This window comes from Solibacillus cecembensis, from assembly GCF_050272495.1.
GTDB lineage: Bacteria > Bacillota > Bacilli > Bacillales_A > Planococcaceae > Solibacillus > Solibacillus cecembensis.
The window spans coordinates 26,108-45,799 of sequence record NZ_JBNNMF010000021.1; the positions used below are offsets into that span (position 1 = coordinate 26,108).

15 protein-coding genes and 1 riboswitch are annotated in these 19,692 nt (G+C 36.3%); of the genes, 1 reads left to right on the top strand and 14 read right to left on the bottom strand.

Features of this window, described 5'->3' with window-relative positions; all coding sequences use genetic code 11:
* Positions 1–17: 17 nt before the first annotated feature.
* A riboswitch (SAM riboswitch) is annotated at positions 18–115 on the bottom strand.
* Positions 116–210: 95 nt separating this feature from the next.
* The 5 genes from hemG to ACQKIH_RS17035 all read right to left on the bottom strand — a co-directional run bounded on the left by hemG (position 211) and on the right by ACQKIH_RS17035 (position 6,151).
* Positions 211–1,596 (bottom strand): protoporphyrinogen oxidase, encoded by a 1,386-nt coding sequence (gene hemG, locus ACQKIH_RS17015; protein ID WP_427768000.1) that lies wholly within the window; start codon positions 1,594–1,596, stop codon positions 211–213.
* 145 nt (positions 1,597–1,741) lie between these two features.
* Positions 1,742–3,034, bottom strand: coding sequence for a protoglobin domain-containing protein (locus ACQKIH_RS17020; RefSeq protein ID WP_427768001.1), 1,293 nt, complete (start codon positions 3,032–3,034; stop codon positions 1,742–1,744).
* A gap of 591 nt (positions 3,035–3,625) precedes the next feature.
* Positions 3,626–4,117, bottom strand: coding sequence for a chemotaxis protein (locus tag ACQKIH_RS17025; RefSeq protein ID WP_427768002.1), 492 nt, complete (start codon positions 4,115–4,117; stop codon positions 3,626–3,628).
* Positions 4,118–4,417: 300 nt separating this feature from the next.
* On the bottom strand, positions 4,418–5,251 hold the full coding sequence (locus ACQKIH_RS17030; RefSeq protein WP_427768003.1) for a tetratricopeptide repeat protein: 834 nt from the start codon (positions 5,249–5,251) through the stop codon (positions 4,418–4,420).
* Between the two features lie 18 nt (positions 5,252–5,269).
* Positions 5,270–6,151: a LysR family transcriptional regulator gene (locus tag ACQKIH_RS17035; protein ID WP_057988886.1), complete on the bottom strand. Its 882-nt coding sequence runs from the start codon at positions 6,149–6,151 to the stop codon at positions 5,270–5,272.
* A 194-nt stretch (positions 6,152–6,345) separates the two neighbouring features.
* Between ACQKIH_RS17035 and ACQKIH_RS17040 the strand changes: the two genes are divergently transcribed.
* Entirely contained in the window at positions 6,346–7,092 is a 747-nt protein-coding gene (locus ACQKIH_RS17040; protein ID WP_057988884.1) for an alpha/beta hydrolase, read from the top strand.
* A 265-nt stretch (positions 7,093–7,357) separates the two neighbouring features.
* Here ACQKIH_RS17040 and ACQKIH_RS17045 read toward each other — a convergent pair whose 3' ends face one another.
* The 9 genes from ACQKIH_RS17045 to ACQKIH_RS17085 all read right to left on the bottom strand — a co-directional run bounded on the left by ACQKIH_RS17045 (position 7,358) and on the right by ACQKIH_RS17085 (position 19,543).
* Positions 7,358–8,755 carry an S-layer homology domain-containing protein gene (locus tag ACQKIH_RS17045; RefSeq protein ID WP_427768004.1) on the bottom strand — a complete coding sequence of 466 codons (1,398 nt, stop codon included), beginning with the start codon at positions 8,753–8,755 and terminating at the stop codon, positions 7,358–7,360.
* A gap of 482 nt (positions 8,756–9,237) precedes the next feature.
* A complete protein-coding gene (locus ACQKIH_RS17050) occupies positions 9,238–11,139 on the bottom strand; it encodes an ABC transporter ATP-binding protein (RefSeq protein WP_427768033.1) in 1,902 nt (633 codons plus the stop codon).
* Positions 11,130–13,361 (bottom strand): ABC transporter ATP-binding protein, encoded by a 2,232-nt coding sequence (locus ACQKIH_RS17055; protein ID WP_427768005.1) that lies wholly within the window; start codon positions 13,359–13,361, stop codon positions 11,130–11,132. Before ACQKIH_RS17055 ends, ACQKIH_RS17050 begins: the two co-directional genes overlap by 10 nt.
* Positions 13,362–13,931: 570 nt before the next feature.
* The gene (locus tag ACQKIH_RS17060) at positions 13,932–14,588 is read right to left on the bottom strand and encodes a TVP38/TMEM64 family protein (protein WP_427768006.1); all 657 of its coding nucleotides are present in this window, start codon (positions 14,586–14,588) and stop codon (positions 13,932–13,934) included.
* Between the two features lie 71 nt (positions 14,589–14,659).
* On the bottom strand, positions 14,660–15,748 hold the full coding sequence (locus ACQKIH_RS17065) for a HAMP domain-containing sensor histidine kinase (protein WP_486387654.1): 1,089 nt from the start codon (positions 15,746–15,748) through the stop codon (positions 14,660–14,662).
* Positions 15,745–16,431 (bottom strand): response regulator transcription factor, encoded by a 687-nt coding sequence (locus ACQKIH_RS17070; RefSeq protein WP_427768007.1) that lies wholly within the window; start codon positions 16,429–16,431, stop codon positions 15,745–15,747. Before ACQKIH_RS17070 ends, ACQKIH_RS17065 begins: the two co-directional genes overlap by 4 nt.
* Before the next feature lie 192 nt (positions 16,432–16,623).
* On the bottom strand, positions 16,624–16,995 hold the full coding sequence (locus tag ACQKIH_RS17075) for a hypothetical protein (protein WP_057988871.1): 372 nt from the start codon (positions 16,993–16,995) through the stop codon (positions 16,624–16,626).
* Between the two features lie 462 nt (positions 16,996–17,457).
* A complete protein-coding gene (locus tag ACQKIH_RS17080; RefSeq protein ID WP_427768008.1) occupies positions 17,458–18,219 on the bottom strand; it encodes an SDR family NAD(P)-dependent oxidoreductase in 762 nt (253 codons plus the stop codon).
* Positions 18,220–18,265: 46 nt separating this feature from the next.
* On the bottom strand, positions 18,266–19,543 hold the full coding sequence (locus tag ACQKIH_RS17085; protein WP_427768009.1) for an MFS transporter: 1,278 nt from the start codon (positions 19,541–19,543) through the stop codon (positions 18,266–18,268).
* Positions 19,544–19,692 lie beyond the last annotated feature (149 nt).

Here is a 19,692-nt window from a genome sequence, read left to right on the forward strand (position 1 = left end):
ATTGTAATTTTAGGTCCCTCTCATCTTCTGGCATTTGCCTGCTGGATTTAGCACCTGACATTCGTTGGTTGCTGAAGTTTCATAGGGCCAGTCCCTCAACTTCTCTCGATAAGATATAATTATGAATTTTTTGAACAATAACAATAATAACAGAATCATAACGTTATATGAAAAAAACGTCAATACCTGTTAGCATATTCAAGCATAACTTTACACAATTGCATTGATTATTTGCTGTGCAGTCGTCTTTCCGTTTTGAATACATGCACCAATGCCCACTCCAAAATACGAACATCCGGCAAGTATTACGTTTGGATAATGAATCTTTAAATCCTCTACAATAACATGAAGCGCATCTTTATGTGCTAAATCATAGCGCGGCATTTGATCAATCCACTTTGTCACATTCACTATTTTTGGCTGAGCTTCAATGCCAAGACTTAAACGAATATCCTCCCGTGCGACCGCTGTTAGCTCCTCATCAGACATTGCGGCTAACTCTTCATAGCGTGGGTTACTATTTTTATAAAATAAGCGTACGAGTAGATTCCCTTGTCCCGACGTATGCTTCCATTTCCGGCTCGTCCAAGTAGATGCATTACATATTAAATCACTGTGATGTGAAACGATAAAACCCGTGCCATCAGCCGGTAATACATCATCTGGTACATCAAAACCTACATATAATGTAAGGACAGATGCCGTTGAAAACAGCGCTAAGTTTTTATCTAATGATGCATCCGCTAACACTTTACGCACGGTGTCATTTGGAACGGCAAGCACAACAACGTTTGCTTCTATCCTTTCTCCGTTCACAACTACCTCATAGTGCGTCCCTACTTTTCGAACACTTTCTGTCGTGGCATTTTTTATAAATTCCACATCAGGCATCATTTCTTCCAGTCTATTAATTACCGCAGACAAGCCGTTTTTAAAAGATATAAACTTTTTATTGGCCGCCTTCTCAAACTGCTCCCGATTTTCTTCAAATCCTTTAATAATTGAACCAAAGTCATTTTTATAATCAACTAAATAAGGGAGGGTCGCTGCTAAACTTAATTGGTACAGATCCCCTGAATAAACGCCTGATAATACGGGGGCAATCTGATTATGTACAATTTCTTTCCCTAAGAAAAACTCTAAAAATTCCCCTATAGAGCTGTCCTTCGTAAAATTCGTATTCGGTATTTCGAAATCTTGCAAAGCACGTTTCTTTCCCTCATCAGAAATGAGCGTACTCGCCATCAGTGAATCAACACTCATCGGAATACCGAATGTTGAGCCCGCTGGAATCGCATGCAGCTCATTATTTGTATGAATATAGGAAATGCCCGTCTCGTTATATATGAGTTCCGATTCAAAATCCAATTCACGCACAAGTTCTAACACGCCAGGATGACGCGCAACAATGGAGTCCGCGCCCGTTTCCATAATAAAATCTGCTTCATATTCCGAATGAATTTTCCCACCTAAATACGCATTCTTTTCTATTAAAATAAGTCGCGCTTCCACTTTTTTCTCAGCCATTTGTCTTTTCAAATAATGCATCGTGCAAAGTCCTGTAATTCCGCCACCTACAACTATCACTGTTTTCATCATATTCGCTCCCATTCCCGTACAAGCTATACTCTCATTCAGTATAAACGGTTTTCTTTCAAAATAGGCAAACTGTGTATTACAAAATTCGCACGAAAAAGGCCATTTTAAAGGGAATCAAAATGACCTGGGTTTATTAAGTACATTATTTTTCTAGTCCATTTGAAATTATCGCTAACGCATCAGCTGAATCTGTTACCTCATCAAATGCTCGACCAAGTTCCGATATGATATCACAAATCTGTTCTACCTCATGTTCGACTAGGTTATTTTGTGCTTTCGTTTCATCCATAGCCTCCACGATAAGAGAGAATTGTTCTTCGGTTCCGCCCATATTTTCTTCGCCTGTTTGAACGGCTTTCTGAATTTGCTCCAATGATTCAAGCAATTTCATCGTGCGATCATTCGTATTTTTTAATAATTCGCCTACATTGACAGCCGACTCTTTCGTTTGTTCAGATAGCTTTCGCACTTCACCCGCTACAACACCAAAGCCTTTACCCGCTTCTCCAGCTCGTGCCGCTTCAATTGCAGCATTTAGCGCCAATAAATTTGTTTGGTTCGCAATATTTGTTACAATGCCCATTGTAGCTTCCATTTCTTTTGAAATTTCGACTAGCTTATCAATCTCTTCAGAAATCGAACCAACTGAATGATGAATATCATTCATACAATCAACTTGGCGATGTAATTGGCTCTTTCCATTTCTTGCTTGTTTATTCGCCATATTCGAAATATCAATGGCTTTTTTCGCATAGGAAGTCATCACCTGTGATTGCGCTGTCAGCTGTTGGAATGCTGCATTTGTTTCCTCAGAAATCGCTGCTAAATTCGACGATGATTTAATAATAGAATTACCAATGTGGCGTTTTTCTTCTGCTAATTGGCCTTTCATTCGGTCCAGTACTGCCTCAAATTCTTCTAAAACAATTTGTTGCTCAAAGTTTAATATTTTCGAAATTGCTTCGATTGTTTTAAAGCGCTGCTCATCATTCACAATGTTTTCCTTCACTAATTGAATAAAAACAATAAATAAACTTTGGAAAGCACCAATATACCATTTTGTTTTTAAGCCAATATGAACATGTACTTGCGCAATTTTAATGCGTTTCGCAAAATATTCATCATCAATAATTCCTTCAAACATTTCGCTAATATGCTTTTTCAATGTTAATTTTAAGCGTTCTACGGAGCTATGATCGCTAATAATTTTCGTCAAACTAGATTCCATTCCTAAGTTTTGATAGAATGCATCAACGACCAACTCAATATTATTATCCACTTGTGGTTTAAAGACTTTCAAATACTTCAAATCTTCCTCTGTTAAATTAAGCATTTGAATCTGTTTGCTTACCTTTAAATTGCCTATATACTCTAACTTAACAGCTACATCATTTATCATCGCATTTGGAATAGCATCCTTTTTTTTAAAAAACATTAACTTACCCTCGCCTATTCTAATATTGTATTTCGGAATGATATAAATGACGTCTATAGTTTATTTAAGTACCCCTAAAGTTTTCGATATATCAATTTACATATTCAATACAAACTATTTACTTATCTATAATAATTATACTAGTTAACAACATTATAAAGAAGCAAAGCAGTGATTCATATAAACAATAACGACTAAAAAAATATGCCCGCTATTTCCCTAGCGCTATTTTTAGTAATTTAGTATTACATATCACCAAAAACAAGTTTGTAAACAGAGAGATTTCGCTTTCATTGTACCTAATGATTTTTGAATAGAATGTATTTATTTCATTTCCCGGAAAATGAAATTATACAAACTATAGAATTCAATGTAAAATTTGTAAATGTTGATGGTAGGCTATTTATAGAAAATGCGCATACCGTCATATATATATATGCTAATTATTAACCTATTATTCCTACCTATATTAAATAAGTTTCCAATGGAGGGTACTTATTTTTATTTGGATTCCCATTACTTAAATAAAGCTCGCTTCATATAGCCAAGTTATATTCAAAAAAAGATATTTTCCTCAACGAATGCATCGCTTTAAATCTGTGATAATCGATTCCTTAATATAGAAATTTCACTTTCCAAAGATGGCGACCTTATTTCGAAATAACGTATTCTGTCTTCACTTCGATTTCCCTCTACCTTGTCCTCACTTAACATCTCAATCGTATCACGAACGAATAATTTTAATGTGCGCAAACCGGCTTCAAGTTTTCGAACCTCTTTCCCATAAAGTAATACCGTATTATCCTGTGTTTTCCCTTTTTTCATCAAAAATATATTCTCGTTAATCAATGCATCAATTGCTTCAAACCGTTTTGATTGATGCGTATTTATCATTGAAATTTGCCCAACATATTTCTTCTTATCTTGATGGTCTAATCCTACTTGTAAATTTCCTTTTAAGTACTCCACAATCGTACAGAGCATTGTTAGATTTTCCTGTTGCATTCGCGAATATTTACTCATTTTTTGTATAGGACTCTCGTTTTGCTTAGAAGATAAATGTGGAATCGCAAATAATAGCATGGCTGATTCCCTCCTTATCGAATTCTTTTATATAATTATTATTCCTATTCTTTAGAAAATCTAAACACATCAAGGAAGTTTCTTTTAACTTGCTTCAGCATTCATCCCCTACTTCTATAAGTGGGGGATGAATGCTGAAGCAAGTCAAGCCCCGGCGGATGTCGCAGATTTTTTAGGAGGCCTGCGTGATGCAGGTCAGTTAGCCGTTGTCGCATGGACGCGACGACCTTAGGCTAACATCCCTAGTAAGCTCGCAAAAAATATGGACACAATTACGCCGAAGCGTAATTGATTTGATAGTTAATCCTGTTGCGCTGCTTGTCGCCACTTTTTCGCTTCTTGCGGATTTACACTTTCATATAGCTCGGCTAGTTTCAACATGGATGCAACATCTTCTAATAAAGCCGCTTGTTTGTAATAACGAATAGCCTGTTGTTGACTCTTCTCCACACCCAATGCCTGTTCATAGCAATAAGCAATATTATAAAGCGCATCTACTTGGAAAACTTCTGCTGCACGGTAAAACCATTTCATTGCCTGCTCATAACTTTGACTCCGCTTTAGTTCCCCATTGAAGTAAATCATCCCAACGCGGTAAAGCCCTTCGCTATCTCCGCCTTTTGCTGCCATTTCATAATACGCAAATGCCTTGTCATCATCGATTGCCGTCCCGATTCCTTGCTCATACATCATGCCCAGTGTGTACATCGCTTCTACTACATCGCATTTTGCAGCTTTTGAAAACCATAGGAATGCCGCTTCTTCGTCGATTTCCGTACCTTCTCCGTTCAAATACATATCCGCCAAATTATTCATCGCATCTGGATGTTTTTGCTGTGCTGCCTGTTCATAATAGTCAAAAGCATGCTGTATACTTTCCTCAACGCCGATACCTAAATAATAGCAATTGGCCAATTCAAAAAATCCATCAGCATCATTTTGATCAATCGCATGCTTTAACCAATCATGCATGCCCTCCAAATACTCAACTTCCTTATAAAATCGTGCCACTACTACCATTGCGCTACTATCGCCATTAAGCGCTTGCTGAAATTGTTGCTTCAGCCTTTCAGCTGTTTGTGGCTCTACATGTTCCTGTAGTAACCGCTCGAATCGCTCTTTGTGCTGCCACATAATGCCAAACCTCCATTATTATCTATCTTGAAGATATTCGATTAAATACTGCTTAAATTCAGTCGCTGCGGGCGGTAAATATCGATTTTTTGCCCATGAAACCCCAATTGAACGATAGCAAGGTGGATCTACCTTTAAACGTTTTACATTATAATTATCTAACCCTTTAATGTTTGGAATGAGTGAAACGCCCATACCCGCACTTACAAATCCCGCTACTGTATGCATTTCCTCGGCAGCAAACGTTGTATTCAGTTTAATCCCTTCCTTCAAGAAAAATTCATCTACTAATTGACGCAATGAATTTCCTTTTTTAATCGCAATGAACGGCTCACCTTTAATCGCTTCTAATGTAATGCTTTCTAAATGCGCTAAAGGATGCGTATTTGGGACAACAACAAACAGCTCTTCGGCAAATAATTCCTCTGTTTCAATCTCAATCACTTTCGAAGCAATTTTTTGTGATAAACATAAATCAATTGCTCCCTCTTCCAAACGTTTCATTAAACTTAATGACGTTGCTTGTGTTAATGAAAAAAGCATATTAGGGAAGCGTTTTCTCGTTGCCGCAATGAGTTCTGGCACAACTTCTGTTCCTAATGTATGAATAAAACCGAACGATACTTCACCAGAACCTGGACGGACAATATCTTCAAATTCCTCTTTTACACGCTCATATTCATCTAAAATCACATTCACACTTTGCAAAAAAGTTTCGCCAAAACGATTTAAATAAATCGAACGTCCTTCTCGATTAAATAACGGGACACCGAGATGTTGTTCAATATTTGCAATGGACTTACTTAGCGCCGGTTGAGAAATCGATAGAACTTCTGCTGCACGCGTCATATGTTGCATCGTAGCAACCGTTTTAAAGTATCGAAGCTGTTCTATCTCCATAAAATTACACCTCACATCATTGATAACTAAAAGGAATCAAAATGATAAAAATAATAAATTGTACTTATATATTTATAGTTCTATAATAGTCGTTGACAACAATAATTCATAACAAATTTACTTTTGAATTTCAATAGATTTTCTACAAAAAAAAAAGACAAATTAATTAACTTCACGAAGGAGTCCAATCGACTATGAAACTCATCGCGCCGAAACCTTTTTTAACTGAAACAGGGAATCGTGCTGTTCTTTTACTTCACGGATTTACAGGTAACACAAATGATGTAAAACGTTTAGGAAAATATTTATCAGATCGTAATTATACTGTACACGCGCCTTTATACAAAGGGCATGGTAGTGGGCCAGATCAACTTATCCAGTCCAATCCAATGGAATGGTGGAATAGTGCAATTGAAGGCTATGATGAATTACGCAGCCGCGGTTATGAAGAAATCGCAGTCGCCGGTGTATCGCTCGGAGGAATTTTCTCATTAAAACTTGGAGAAGAACGTCCAACAAAAGCGATTGTTTCAATGTCTGCACCAGCTTTAGCCAAAACAGCGGATAGCTTACAAAGCCGCATTGTTGATTATGCTATTAATTATAAAAAATTATCTGGTACGTATGATGAAGCCGTTGATACTCGTACAAAGATTGCTGAGCTTATGGAGATGCCTTCATTAATTAATCTACAAAGCCTTATTAACGAAACAAGTGACAAGTTAAATGTCATTCAATCACCTATCCATATTTTACGTGGATTTGAAGATGATGACTACTATTGCGAAAGCGCTGATTTAATTTATTCTTCGGTTAACTCTCGCATCAAATCAGTCAAAACATTTGTTAATTCGGGTCATATTTTAACATTAGGCAAAGAACGCGAATTAGTTTTTGAAGAGATTTACCATTTCTTTGAGAGCTTAAAGTGGCAAGATTAACATTATAGCCCCTTGCAAAAATCCCCTTTTTGCAATTTAAGAAAGCGAGCATTCAATGGATCCCCATCCATTGAACGCTCGCTTTTATCTTCATTCATCAGAAAACTCCTACTTCTATATGTGAGGAGATGAATGCGGTTTTAGTCTTCATCCAAAATGTCCACTGAATGAAGATAATACCCCTGGCGGATGTCACAGATTTTGAATTGTACTCGCACAATTCAAAATCTGGACGCAATTTCGCCAAGGCGTAATTGATTTATGCTTATTCTTCACCGTTTAAAAATGCCAAAACTAAAATTTTCGCTAACTGTGCTCTCGTCATACTTCCAGCTGGATTAAACTTATCTGCTGTTTGTCCTTGTACAAGCTGTAAATCATATAAAAGTGTAATCGCATTTTGCGTTTCTTCATCATATTTTGCAATATCTGTGAATGGTGCTTTTGCGGTTGGTACATACACTTCGCCTTCAAGACTATTTGAAAGACGTGTTAAAATCAGTGCAAATTGCGCTCTTGTAATATTATCTTTTGGATTGAAAGAACCACCATTTTCTTTTACAAGACCTGCTTCATACGCAGCTGCAATTTCATTTTGAGTTTGTAACGGATAGTCTTTAATATCTTTAAATGGTGCTGGTTTTGTCGCCGTTAATTCAAAAGCACGTGCAATAACAGATAACACTTCTACTCTTGTCACATTGGCATTTGGTTTGAATGTGCCATTTTCAAAGCCATTCATGAAACCGCCCATATATGCTAAATTGATATATTCATTGCCCCAATGCCCTGCGATATCTGTGAAATAGTCACCAGCTTCAATAGCCGGTGTTTCAATTAAATCATCATATTCACCTTCGTAATCACCTAAAACAGCAATAATAAAATCATTCAACATCATTTCCGCCACTGCACTATAACCTGCTGCAGCTAAATGAATATTTTGTGGATTTGGTAAATATGTTGTGAAATTCCCTGCAATTAACTCCGCAACATTTGAATAAATACCGTCATTTTTTTCTACAACTGTTAGTAATGCTTTATTCATTGTCGAAACTAATGTATTTAATTGCGTTTGAACCGATGCATCTTGAATATAAGGGAATGGATTGTAAAGACCCATAACAACAACATCAACTTCAGGATTTAGTTCATAAATTGCTGCAAATATTTTTTCATAATTCAATGCTACATCTTGAATACTTTTTGTAACCCCTGCTAAATCAAATGTAAATTGACCCGTTTCGCTTTGCTTTACATTTTTTAATACATCGTTTGCTCCAACGCTTAACGTGATAAAGTCAGCGTCTTTAATCGCTTGTTTAATAGTTGTTGTATTTTTCGTAACACCTGTTAAATCAGTAATTGGCTTTGTTACATCTGCTTGAATGTCCTTTAAAACATCCTCTGTTGTATAGCCTGGATATGCGAAGCCTTTATTAAATTCAACGGCTTCCTCATCATCACCTGCTAATAACAGTGCTAAATAATCAGCATAGCCATAGCCAATTCCACCGTTTTCATCCATACCTGCTGCTAGTGAATCACCTAATGCTAAATAATTAAATAACTCCTCTGTTTCTTCTGCCTTAACATTTAATGAAAATGGTAAAAATAATTGAACCATTAAAATAAGTGCTGCAAAAACTGTTAACTTTTTCATCTAAATCCCCCTTTATTGTAAATAACATCTTTAATTATAAAATATTAGCATGTAAAAAAGCAAAAGATTATAAGATTAATAAGTATATTTTACAGAATAGTAAGATAAAGTTATACTGATAAAGTTTTTCACGTGGAACATTTCATCTTTATCACAATGTTTACAACTATCTAAAAAGAATAAATCACTTTTAACATTTTCTTGAAATACTATTCCACTTGATAAAATCACCATCCCGTCAATTCCTCACATCCCATTTTCTAAAAAAAATTACTTTTTTATTAAAATTTAATCCTTTATATACCTCTTTACTCTATATTAAACTTACAGATATTTATCTATAAATTTTGTGGAAATAGAGACTAGATTGAACAGAAAAACAAAAAAATCCGATTCCCATGCGTACAGGAAAACGGATTTTTATAGTATTCTCTAGAAATTCGGTTTATAATTTCAAACTTGTTACTTCTGCCTATTCATAATTAAATCGATGTTTCGAATTGACTGCTGTAAAGCTCCGCATAGAAGCCATCGTTAGCTAGAAGTTCCTCATGTGACCCCTGCTCAATAATATCACCGTCACTCATGACTAAAATCAAATCTGCGTTACGGACGGTCGATAGTCGATGGGCGATGACAAAGCTTGTGCGCCCCTTCATCAAATTATCCATTGCTTTTTGAATCAACGTCTCCGTGCGGGTATCTACACTGCTCGTTGCTTCATCCAAAATTAATATTTTCGGATCTGCCAAAATCGCTCGTGCAATCGTCAATAGCTGTTTTTGACCGCGGGATATATTATCTGCTTCTTCATTGAGTTCCATCTTGTATCCTTCTGGCAATGTTCTCACAAAATGGTCCACCTGCGCGGCCTTCGCAGCATTGATAACCTCCTCATCCGAGGCATCTAGCTTACCGTAACGAATATTGTCGGCAATCGTACCGTTAAACAACCATGTATCCTGCAGAACGATTCCAAACATTGATTGAAGTTCTTCACGTTTGAACTTTCGGATATCATGCCCGTCAATTAGAATAGCACCACTATTCACATCATAAAAGCGCATTAAAAGCTTCATAATTGTCGTCTTTCCTGCACCGGTTGGACCGACAATAGCAATTTTCTGACCCGGTTTCACTTTAGCACTGAAATGATTAATCACGGGTTTATCAGAACCATAACTAAATGAAACTTGATCAAAGTTAACGTAACCTTCTATATGCACAGACGAATCAGTACTAGATGCACCTTTCGGATTCACGACTAGCGCATTCGTTTCTTCCTGTACTTCTTCTTGTTCTTCCAAAAGCTCAAATACACGTTCAGCGGCCGCAGCTGTTTGCTGAAGCACATTAGAAATACTCGCCATTTGGGCAATCGGTTGTGTGAATGAACGAACATACTGAATGAAAGCTTGTATTCCACCGATTGTCATCGTTCCGTTAACAGCAAAGTAACCGCCTAAAATACAAATCGCTACATAAGACAAGTTACCAATAAAGGTCGTTATCGGCATCATAAGTCCAGATAAAAAGTTCGCTTTCCATGCTGATTTGTAAAGAGCGTCATTATGTTCTCCAAAATCTTTTAAAGAATCCTCTTCCCCACTAAAGGCCTTTACTACAATATGACTACCGAGCATTTCCTCGACATGCCCGTTGACACTTCCTAAAAACTTCTGCTGGTTCTTAAAGTGTATTTGTGATTTTTTCATAACTAAAATAATCGCAATCATAGAGATAGGAAGAACGCATATTGCAACTAAAGTAAGTTGCCAACTAATCGAAAGCATCATGATCGATATCCCGATGATTGAAGCGACTGAAGTAATGATTTGCGTCAAACTTTGATTCAACGTTTGACTAATCGTATCCACGTCATTCGTAATTCTGCTCAGCACATCTCCTTGGGATGTTTTATCATAATAGCCTAAAGGTAATTTGTGCAATTTATCGCTTATATCTTTTCGCAGCTTATACGTTACCTTTGCTGTTACACCTGACATGACATAACCTTGTAGGTAAGTGAACAACGAACTTACACCATATAACCCGACAAGCAATAAGAGAATGTTCCCTATTTTATTGAAGTCTATGCCACCCGTACCGGCAATTTGGTCCATTACACCTGTGAAAAGAACATCAATGGCATCTCCTAAAATTTTCGGACCTAGAATCGTAAACACTGTCGAAAAAATAGCCAGTATACATACGAGAATAATCATACGAGAGTGCTTTCCCAAATAGCCAATTAGCTTAACGAGCGAACCTTTAAAGTTTTTAGCCTTTGCCCCTTCCATCATGCCACCTGGTCCCATACCACCGCCCATAGGACCTCTTTTAGGACTGTTATTTGTTCTATTGTTATCCTCACTCACGCTAATTCCTCCTCTGATAATTGCGATGAGGCAATCTCATAATATTGCGTGCAATTTTTCAAAAGTTCCTTATGCGTTCCACAGCCGACGATTTCACCGTGATCGAGCACGATAATTTGTTCGGCATTTTTAATCGTACTTACTCGTTGTGCTACTACGATAACCGTACTGTCACCCGTATGTTCTTTTAAAGCTTTGCGCAGTGCGGCATCTGTTTTTAGGTCTAAAGCTGAAAAACTATCATCGAAAATAAAGATTTCTGGCTTTTTGGCTAATGCCCTTGCAATCGCTAATCTTTGTTTTTGCCCACCAGAAACATTCGCGCCACCTTGAGAGATAACCGAATCAAGGCCTTCAGGTTTTTCTGATATAAATTCCAATGCTTGCGCTACTTTTGCTGCCGTTTCAATTTCAGCCGTTGATGCATCTTTCTTACCATATTTAAGATTTGTTGCAATCGTCCCAGAGAAAAGCACCCCTTTTTGAGGTACATAGCCAAATTTAGAACGTAAATTCTTAATTTTAACCTCTCGTACATCTACACCATCAATCAAAATTTGCCCTTTACTTACATCGTAAAAACGCAGTGCTAAGCTAGCAATTGTCGTTTTTCCTGAGCCAGTGGAACCGATAATTGCAGTTGTTTGCCCTGGTTTCGCTGTAAACGTAATACCTCTTAGCGCATCTTCTTCCGCGCCATTATAGCGAAAATGAACATGTTTAAATTCAACGAACCCTTTTGTATCCGAATGAAAGGCTTTCGGATTTTCCGGGTCAATGATGGACACTTCCGTTTCCAATACCTCAACGATTCTTCCAGCTGAAACTGCTGCCCGCGGGACAAGAATAAACATCATAGAAAGCATCAGGAAGGACATGATAATTTGCATCGCATATTGCATAAAGGCCATCATATCTCCGACCTGCATAGTTGAGGCTGCAATTTGATGAGCACCTACCCAAACAATAAGTAGCGTTACACCATTCATAATGAGCATCATAGAAGGCATCATAAACACCATGATTCGGTTTACAAATAAATTCGTTTGTGTTAAATCTTCATTCGCTTCTCCAAATCGATTTTTCTCATGCTCCTGTGTACCAAACGCGCGGATAACCATCATACCGCTTAAATTTTCTCTAGAAACAAGATTTAGTTTATCAACAAGCTTTTGCATAATTTTAAATTTCGGCATAGCGATAGCCATAATTACTGCAATCATACCTACTAGAGCTATGCAGGCTGTCGCGATAATCCAACTCATAGAAGCCGATTTATTGATCGCCATAATAACTCCACCAATTCCCATGATGGGTGCATAACAAAACATTCGAATTCCCATCATAAGCAGCTGTTGTATTTGGTTAATATCATTCGTGCTTCGCGTAATAAGAGATGCCGTCGAGAACTTATCGAATTCGTTATTTGAAAAACTCTCAATCTTTTCGAACACATCTTTCCGCAAATTACGAGCAACACCGGCTGCAATTCTTGAAGATAACAAACTAACTAAAACAGTGGCCACCCCACCGAGTAAAGCTATTGCAAGCATTAGCAATCCAATTTTAATAATATAAGACGTTTGCATACTGCCTATATCTATACCTAGTTCTTCATAAAAAGCCTTAGTAAACATAATGCCACCTTGACTCAACATCGCCTCATTGTTGAGCGCTTTTTCATGTGCAGCGGCAACAGTCGATTCAGGTAGTGACTCAAGCATCCGTTGAAATTGATAAAATTGTGCAAGGTCTATACTGAGCGCATTCGTTGGTATGGCCCCTTCATGTGTTTGACCAGATTGTTCCTCTTTATCCCGCAATATATTTATTAATGTCCCCGTAGCCGCTCCGAAAGCACGACCAAGATCCGCATTAACCGTTTTATCCACATCCTTTTTCACAAAAAGCTGTGTGTCTGCCTTAGGATAAAGACGATTATTTAGTTTTCCATTTGCATTTTTGTCTGTACTGGATACCAATTCATAATTTTCTTCTACAAATTGTTTCTCGCTATCTGTCATTAAGGTCGTCATTAATTTCATTCCGTCTTCGCTAATAGCGTCCGGAGCCGGTTGTTCAATACCGTTTTGCTGTATCCCCACATTTACAATATCCGACATATAGTTCGGCAAGCTTAAATCACTTAAAGCCTGCCCAAACAATAATACGATAGCCATTACTAATCCAAACAAAAACGGCTTTAAATATTTTGCTAGCTTTATCAAGTACATCCTCTCCATTTCTACAACTCACTTAAGAGTTCAAAATTTTTACTCCTCAAAAATCGTTCACCTAGGAGTAAAGAATTCAATGAGCTTCCTTTTATTTACTTTACCTAAACAAAGGTTTTTTTCTACCCTTTAATCCCTAATTTAGGACCGCAATAATAACCGTGATTATTTGATTGGCTAGCACTGATGTTTCATACTATAAATGACCAATTAGTCAAAATCAATATTTTTTTACAGTCATCCAAATATAAATGTACACCGATATTAATTACATAAAATATGCATAGTTATACAAATGAACAAGCGAAAATTTCTTATTACATTACAGTTATTTAATATTAAAATTTCATTTGACTACTCGGTCATAAACATAAAATGAGCTGGGCTTATTTACATTAATGATATTCCTAGCTTCTGCTATCGGAAGTTCATTATACGGTCGTTTCCTTGATTTAAAAATTAGGCATTGGAAAAGACAGTGAAGAAGCGAGAATCATTGTAACCCCCTCAAATGATGTTTGATTTTGAATATAATCTATAAAATTCGAAAAGGCTGCCCGAAAGTCAGGAATCCTCTGATTTTCGGTAGCCTTTATTTTGCTTTTTCTTAACTGTGTTCCAAATTTTTATGGATGCAATAAATACAAGTACTAGTGATACGATACCAAAAACTAAACCAACTTTCGATTCACCCAAGCTTGTCCCAATAAAACTATATAACAATCTTAATGGTGTACTCGCAATTGATATTGTAAAAATATACGTTACATATTTAATGCCCACGGAAGCGGATAAAAAACTAATGACATCTGCTGGAGCTATCGGAAAAATGATGCCTAGTGCTAAAAATTTGTAGTTGTACGTTTCCAACAAATCTTTCATTTCCGGGTGTCGCTTCTCCAAATAATTGTTCATCCTTTGACTAGCAAAACTTATCGAAATAATATAAATTAAGGTAGTACTCAACGCCATGCCTATTGTCGATAATATAAAAGCTTCCATTGGACTGAAGCTAATTCCCCCCAAAATCATAAGCATTGTACCGGGGATAAAAAATAATAGTCTCAATAACCATAAACCGATAAACAAGTAGTACGCAAAATGTTCATTTTCATCGATAAAATCCTTCAAAGTATCCATATCAAATGAAAATAAATTCAACTCTTTTAATACATAAATAATTAAAAGCCAAATCGCAATTATAATAATTTTCTTTTTCAATTTCTTCATTCTCCTCCATACTTTCACCCTATTAATAGTAAGAAAAGAACATTAAGAATTACACCTAAAAATCATGAAGAATTCTGAAGTTGTTCATTATCCATTGGTAACTCTACAATAAAGCTGATCCAACCATCCTTATACTCAGCGCGTATATCCCCATTATGGAGTTCCATGATTCTTTTAGAAATCGACAATCCAAGACCTGTCCCTTGTGCATCCACCCTTGCCTCATCTCCCCTAAAAAAACGTTCAAACATTTTATTCACATCTGCTTCTGGAGGATTTTCTACTCTGTTTGATACTTGTAAAAGGGTGGTATTTTCTATTGAGTCAAAAGTAATTTGTATTTCAGAAGGCTTCAAGCTGTATTTAATAGCATTCATAAAAAGGTTTTCATACACACGCACCATTTTTTCCACATCAATTAAAACAGGTATATCTTCCTCTGTAATGGATCGTTGAACAGATAATTGTTCTTTCTCAAAGATTGGAATATACTCCCCTACAATTTGCTGTACTATACTCGCCAAATCCACCTTATTGAGATTTAACACAGCATCTGGACTTGAAAGACGGGTAAATTCAAACAGCTCATCCATTAGGTAATTTAGTCTTTGTGATTTTGAATAAATCGTTTCAAAATATTCCTGCAACTGATTTTCATTATTATATTGTCCACTTTTTATTAAATTCAAATAGCCAATAATGGATGTTAATGGCGTCCGTAAGTCATGCGATATATTGGTAATCAGTTCATTTTTGACCTTTTCTAGCTGTCTTTCATGGATAAACTTATTTTCTAATTCCTTTGACATGTAATTAATGTTTCCAGCTAGCTGTGATAGTTCGTCCTTCCCTTTAATATCAATTGTTAGACCGAGTTTTCCATTCGCAATATGTTCAACAGTTTCAGAAATGTATTTCAAATACAATATTTTTTTCCTTACAAGCAATGTAAATATTAAAACGAATGTTAAAGTTATAATAAAAAACCAAAACGTTAGTAACAAACTTAATTTCAACATACTGCCACTTGGGTTAATGAACGTATCCATTTTAGAAATAACGATCATCATAGCATACGTTCCCAAAAAACTAATGACAATCATTAAAAGAAGATTTACGGTTAATGTATTTCGAAACTTAATTGTCTTCATATTTTATAGCCCACTCCCCAAATTGTTTTAATGTAAATGGGACGTTTTGGCTCTTCCTCTATTTTGTCTCGAATCTTAGTAATGTGTACCATCACTGTATTATCCGATTTAAAGAAGTCTTCCTTCCAAACCGCTTCATAAATTTTCGCAACACTTAAGACAATGCCTTTATTTCGAGCAAGCAGTTCCAAAATATCAAATTCTTTCGGCGTTAATCTAACTTCTCTCTTTTGCAACCAGATTTGCCGCGTATTTGTATTTACCGTTAAATCCCCTATTTCCAAAATACTTTTGTCGACAACTGGCTCGGAATTGTATTTTTTATATCTTCTTAATTGAGACTTCACCCTAGCGATTAATTCTAATGGGTTAAATGGTTTCGATAAATAATCATCCGCACCCGCAGCGAGGCCTTGAATTTTGTCCATATCCTCTGATTTTGCAGAAAGCATAATGATTGGCATGCTACGTTCTTCTCTAATTTTCATACAAGCTTGGATTCCATCCATTTTCGGCATCATAATATCTAAAATAATGAGGTCAAATGCACTTTTTTCTAACATTTTTAAAGCTTCCATCGCATCTTCAGCCTTTTCGGTTTCCATACCTTCATTTTCCAAATATACCGCAATCAAATTTCTAATTTCTTTATCATCATCAACAATTAATATTTTCGACATCATTCAATTCCTCCGTATGTATATTTTCCGCATTGGTTTGAATTGTTACTCCTAATTTATAGTTCAAACCTTAAGATGGCATTGTCAAAATCCTTAAGAATTCTTAAGAATTTTTATTTTCCTTAAAGATTGAAAAAGGAAGACACTCTTATTTGAGCCCTTCCTTTTAATAATTAGCTAAATTTTTGATTGATACTACATACTCATTGTATATTTTGAAATTTGATTTTCTTTTTGACCTGCTAATCCAGTTTTGGAAAACTTCCGCTGATTCTGTCTGTCATCTAATGACTGGAATAGTTGAGTGGCTAATTTTTGTGTAATCATCTCTTTTACATCACCTGAAGATTCTTTATTCCCTTCACTTTTTGGTAATTTCACTTCTCTAATAATTACCTTTTTCCCATCTTCTTTTGTGACTATGTGGCGTACATAACCATTTTCTTTTTTTATTTCATATGTGGCTTTCTTTTTATTTATGCCCAAAAACAAATCATCAGACAAGCGATTAAACCCATCCTTTTTTAATGAACTAACATACTTATTACTTCCTAATTGAATATACATTACATCCCACCTCATCCATTTCTCGAAAACATTTAAATCCCATCTATTTTTGTATCGTCATAATAATTTACATTTTTAAACAATTATGAAATTCAGTTGATTCCATTTATAGTAGTGAAAATCAATTAGTTAAATTTTTAAAATTAATGTGTATAAAAATAAAGAATCTGCCTATACTATTAAAGATTTCACTTCCAATCCAATGTGACTAGGAGGGTTAACCCGATGAGTAAGGCTGATTGATTTGCTCGGAAGGACCATCAATACTGAATAAAGCTAAAGTACGGTTGTCTTAGGTAAATCTTAAGATCCAAGCGGAAGCGAGGCAGTGTGTCATGGAGGAATAACTGTAAGTGCTAATCGAACCCGGGAGATTTCCCGGGTTTCTTTACATAAATAAAAAGGGTTCTCTTCTTTTGAAGAAAACCCTTTAACTGTTATATCAGCTTTGTCCACTCAATATTACGATAGATTTCCTCCATCAATAACATAATGACTTCCTGTAATATAAGAAGCTTTATCTGAGGCTAAAAACAAAACAAGTTCCGCAATTTCATGCGATTGCGCATATCGATTCATTGGTACTTTCGATAATGCCCTTTCTCTCATTGCATTCACATGTTCTGGTCCTCTACCTTGTTCAATGGCCTGCATCATTCTAGTTTCAACATATCCAGGGCAAATCGCATTTACACGGATCCCCATTCCTGCTGATTCTATCGCTGCTGTTTTAGTCAAACCAAGCACAGCATGTTTAGAAGCTGAGTAAGGAGCTAAACCAGGAGAACCTTTCAATCCTGTAATCGATGAGGTGTTAATGATGCTTCCAAACTTTTGCTCCATCATAGTAGCCATCACATGTTTTAAACCATAGAAGACACCCTTAATATTGACATTCAAAACTTTATCTAAATCTTCCGCAGTTGTTTCTATAATAGAAGCAACTTTTCCTTCTATTCCTGCATTATTAAAGAAGACGTCAATTTTTCCATACTTCACCTTTGTTTGTTGAACAAAATCCTTTACTTGCTCTTCATTTGTCACATCTGCGGTTTGTAACAAATAATCCTCTAACTCCAGTTCCATTACAAGCAACTCTAATGCTTGGGCATCCATATCAACTAACGACAGTTTCGCACCTTGTTTGGCAAATAAACGAGCTGTTTCTTTACCAATCCCTCCAGCTGCCCCAGTGATTAATACAACTTTTTCTTCAAAATCCATTGTTCTTCCCCCTTACTGATTTTTGCATTCATCAAATCCATAATCCTTAAGAACTTGAGACTACCTTTTCTACATCAACTGCTTCGGCCTTTTTCTTCTTTCCTTCTGGATGAACAAAGACCATAAACAGAACTGCAACGATTACCATAATGGCAGAAATCATTAGAAACGAATATTTAAACCCTATACTTGAATTTTCGATACCGACACTTTGTATAATGAATCCAACGGCCATTGCGCACAAAGCTGCTGCAACATTAGAAAAAGCGACAATTATTCCAGAAAGCGTTGATGTACGTTCAGGAAGTTGGCTACCAATAATAATATGAGATGTTGAAAGTATTAGGAAACTAAATCCATATGCCAATGTAATTCCTAAAATAGCCCACACAACTGAGTTCGTAAAGTAAAGGGAGCCAAAAACTAAACCAGCAATAAGCATACCTACTCCAGTTACCTTTACACGTCCCTCACGTAAGCTTTTTGTCTTTTTGAATACGCGGTCAGATATAGTCGCCATTGATAACGACACAATCATCGACGTTAAACCGACTGTTAATGTGGCATATGCCATTTGCATTTGCGAAATTTGAGTTACCTCTAAAAAATATAAAGGCATCCAAATTTGCATCCAACTTGATAAACAAAAGAACCCAAACGTCATAAATAATGTAAATATGCTCGTAGGTGATAATAAAACTAGGTATAATTCCGACCAAGGTACTTTCCTTTTCGGAGTAGAGCTATCCTCCACTTTCAGTTCTTCAAGCTCTGGCGTTTTTTTAGGTATTACGACAACCCATACAACTAACAGAACCAAACTGAATAACCCCATAATCGCAAACGAATGTCTCCAACCTACTAATTGAAGTAAAAGTACAACTAGTGGCGCAACTGCATACGCTCCAACCGTTGAACCTAGTGTAAATATAGTCGTTACTCGGGCCCGCATTGATAGGGGGAAATACGCAAATAATTGTCTAAGTGACGCTGGGGCATAACCCCCTTCAGCAAATCCAAGGAAAATACGGTACAAAAGGAGCGTTGCAAAACCACCGATTAAATAGCCCCCAAACTGTAAAAGTGACCACGCTAAAAGCATAAAGCCTATAATTATTTTAGGAGAAACTTTGTCAGTAATAAATCCTATGAGAACTGCCGCTACAGGAAATATCCAGAAAAAGCTACTACCAATAAGTCCCCATTGTGCATAACTCAAATTCAATTCTTCCATTAATGGACCTACAGCAAGCCCTACAACACTTTTATCTGCAAAGTTAATTAAAAAACCCAAAAATAGAATAGCTAAAACTATCCAACGCATAAATATTCCCCCCTTAATTATGGTTATTGAAATTTCTTTTATTAAATATTAATACCCAACTAGACGTGATACCCACAAAACAGTAAAGTACATTGCCTTCATCTCACCTATTTATTGAGGTGAGATGAAGGCAAATAGCTCCATTTAAC

Bases quoted from the DNA above. Each gene is read 5' to 3' on its own strand.
- ACQKIH_RS17075 (WP_057988871.1), bottom strand. From the start codon at position 16,995: ATGTATATTCAATTAGGAAGTAATAAGTATGTTAGTTCATTAAAAAAG.
- hemG (WP_427768000.1), bottom strand. From the start codon at position 1,596: ATGAAAACAGTGATAGTTGTAGGTGGCGGAATTACAGGACTTTGCACG.
- ACQKIH_RS17040 (WP_057988884.1), top strand. From the start codon at position 6,346: ATGAAACTCATCGCGCCGAAACCTTTTTTAACTGAAACAGGGAATCGT.
- ACQKIH_RS17080 (WP_427768008.1), bottom strand. From the start codon at position 18,219: ATGGATTTTGAAGAAAAAGTTGTATTAATCACTGGGGCAGCTGGAGGG.
- ACQKIH_RS17030 (WP_427768003.1), bottom strand. From the start codon at position 5,251: ATGTGGCAGCACAAAGAGCGATTCGAGCGGTTACTACAGGAACATGTA.
- ACQKIH_RS17035 (WP_057988886.1), bottom strand. From the start codon at position 6,151: ATGGAGATAGAACAGCTTCGATACTTTAAAACGGTTGCTACGATGCAA.
- ACQKIH_RS17070 (WP_427768007.1), bottom strand. From the start codon at position 16,431: ATGATGTCGAAAATATTAATTGTTGATGATGATAAAGAAATTAGAAAT.
- ACQKIH_RS17085 (WP_427768009.1), bottom strand. From the start codon at position 19,543: ATGCGTTGGATAGTTTTAGCTATTCTATTTTTGGGTTTTTTAATTAAC.
- ACQKIH_RS17025 (WP_427768002.1), bottom strand. From the start codon at position 4,117: ATGCTATTATTTGCGATTCCACATTTATCTTCTAAGCAAAACGAGAGT.
- ACQKIH_RS17045 (WP_427768004.1), bottom strand. From the start codon at position 8,755: ATGAAAAAGTTAACAGTTTTTGCAGCACTTATTTTAATGGTTCAATTA.
- ACQKIH_RS17020 (WP_427768001.1), bottom strand. From the start codon at position 3,034: ATGTTTTTTAAAAAAAAGGATGCTATTCCAAATGCGATGATAAATGAT.
- ACQKIH_RS17065 (WP_486387654.1), bottom strand. From the start codon at position 15,748: ATGAAGACAATTAAGTTTCGAAATACATTAACCGTAAATCTTCTTTTA.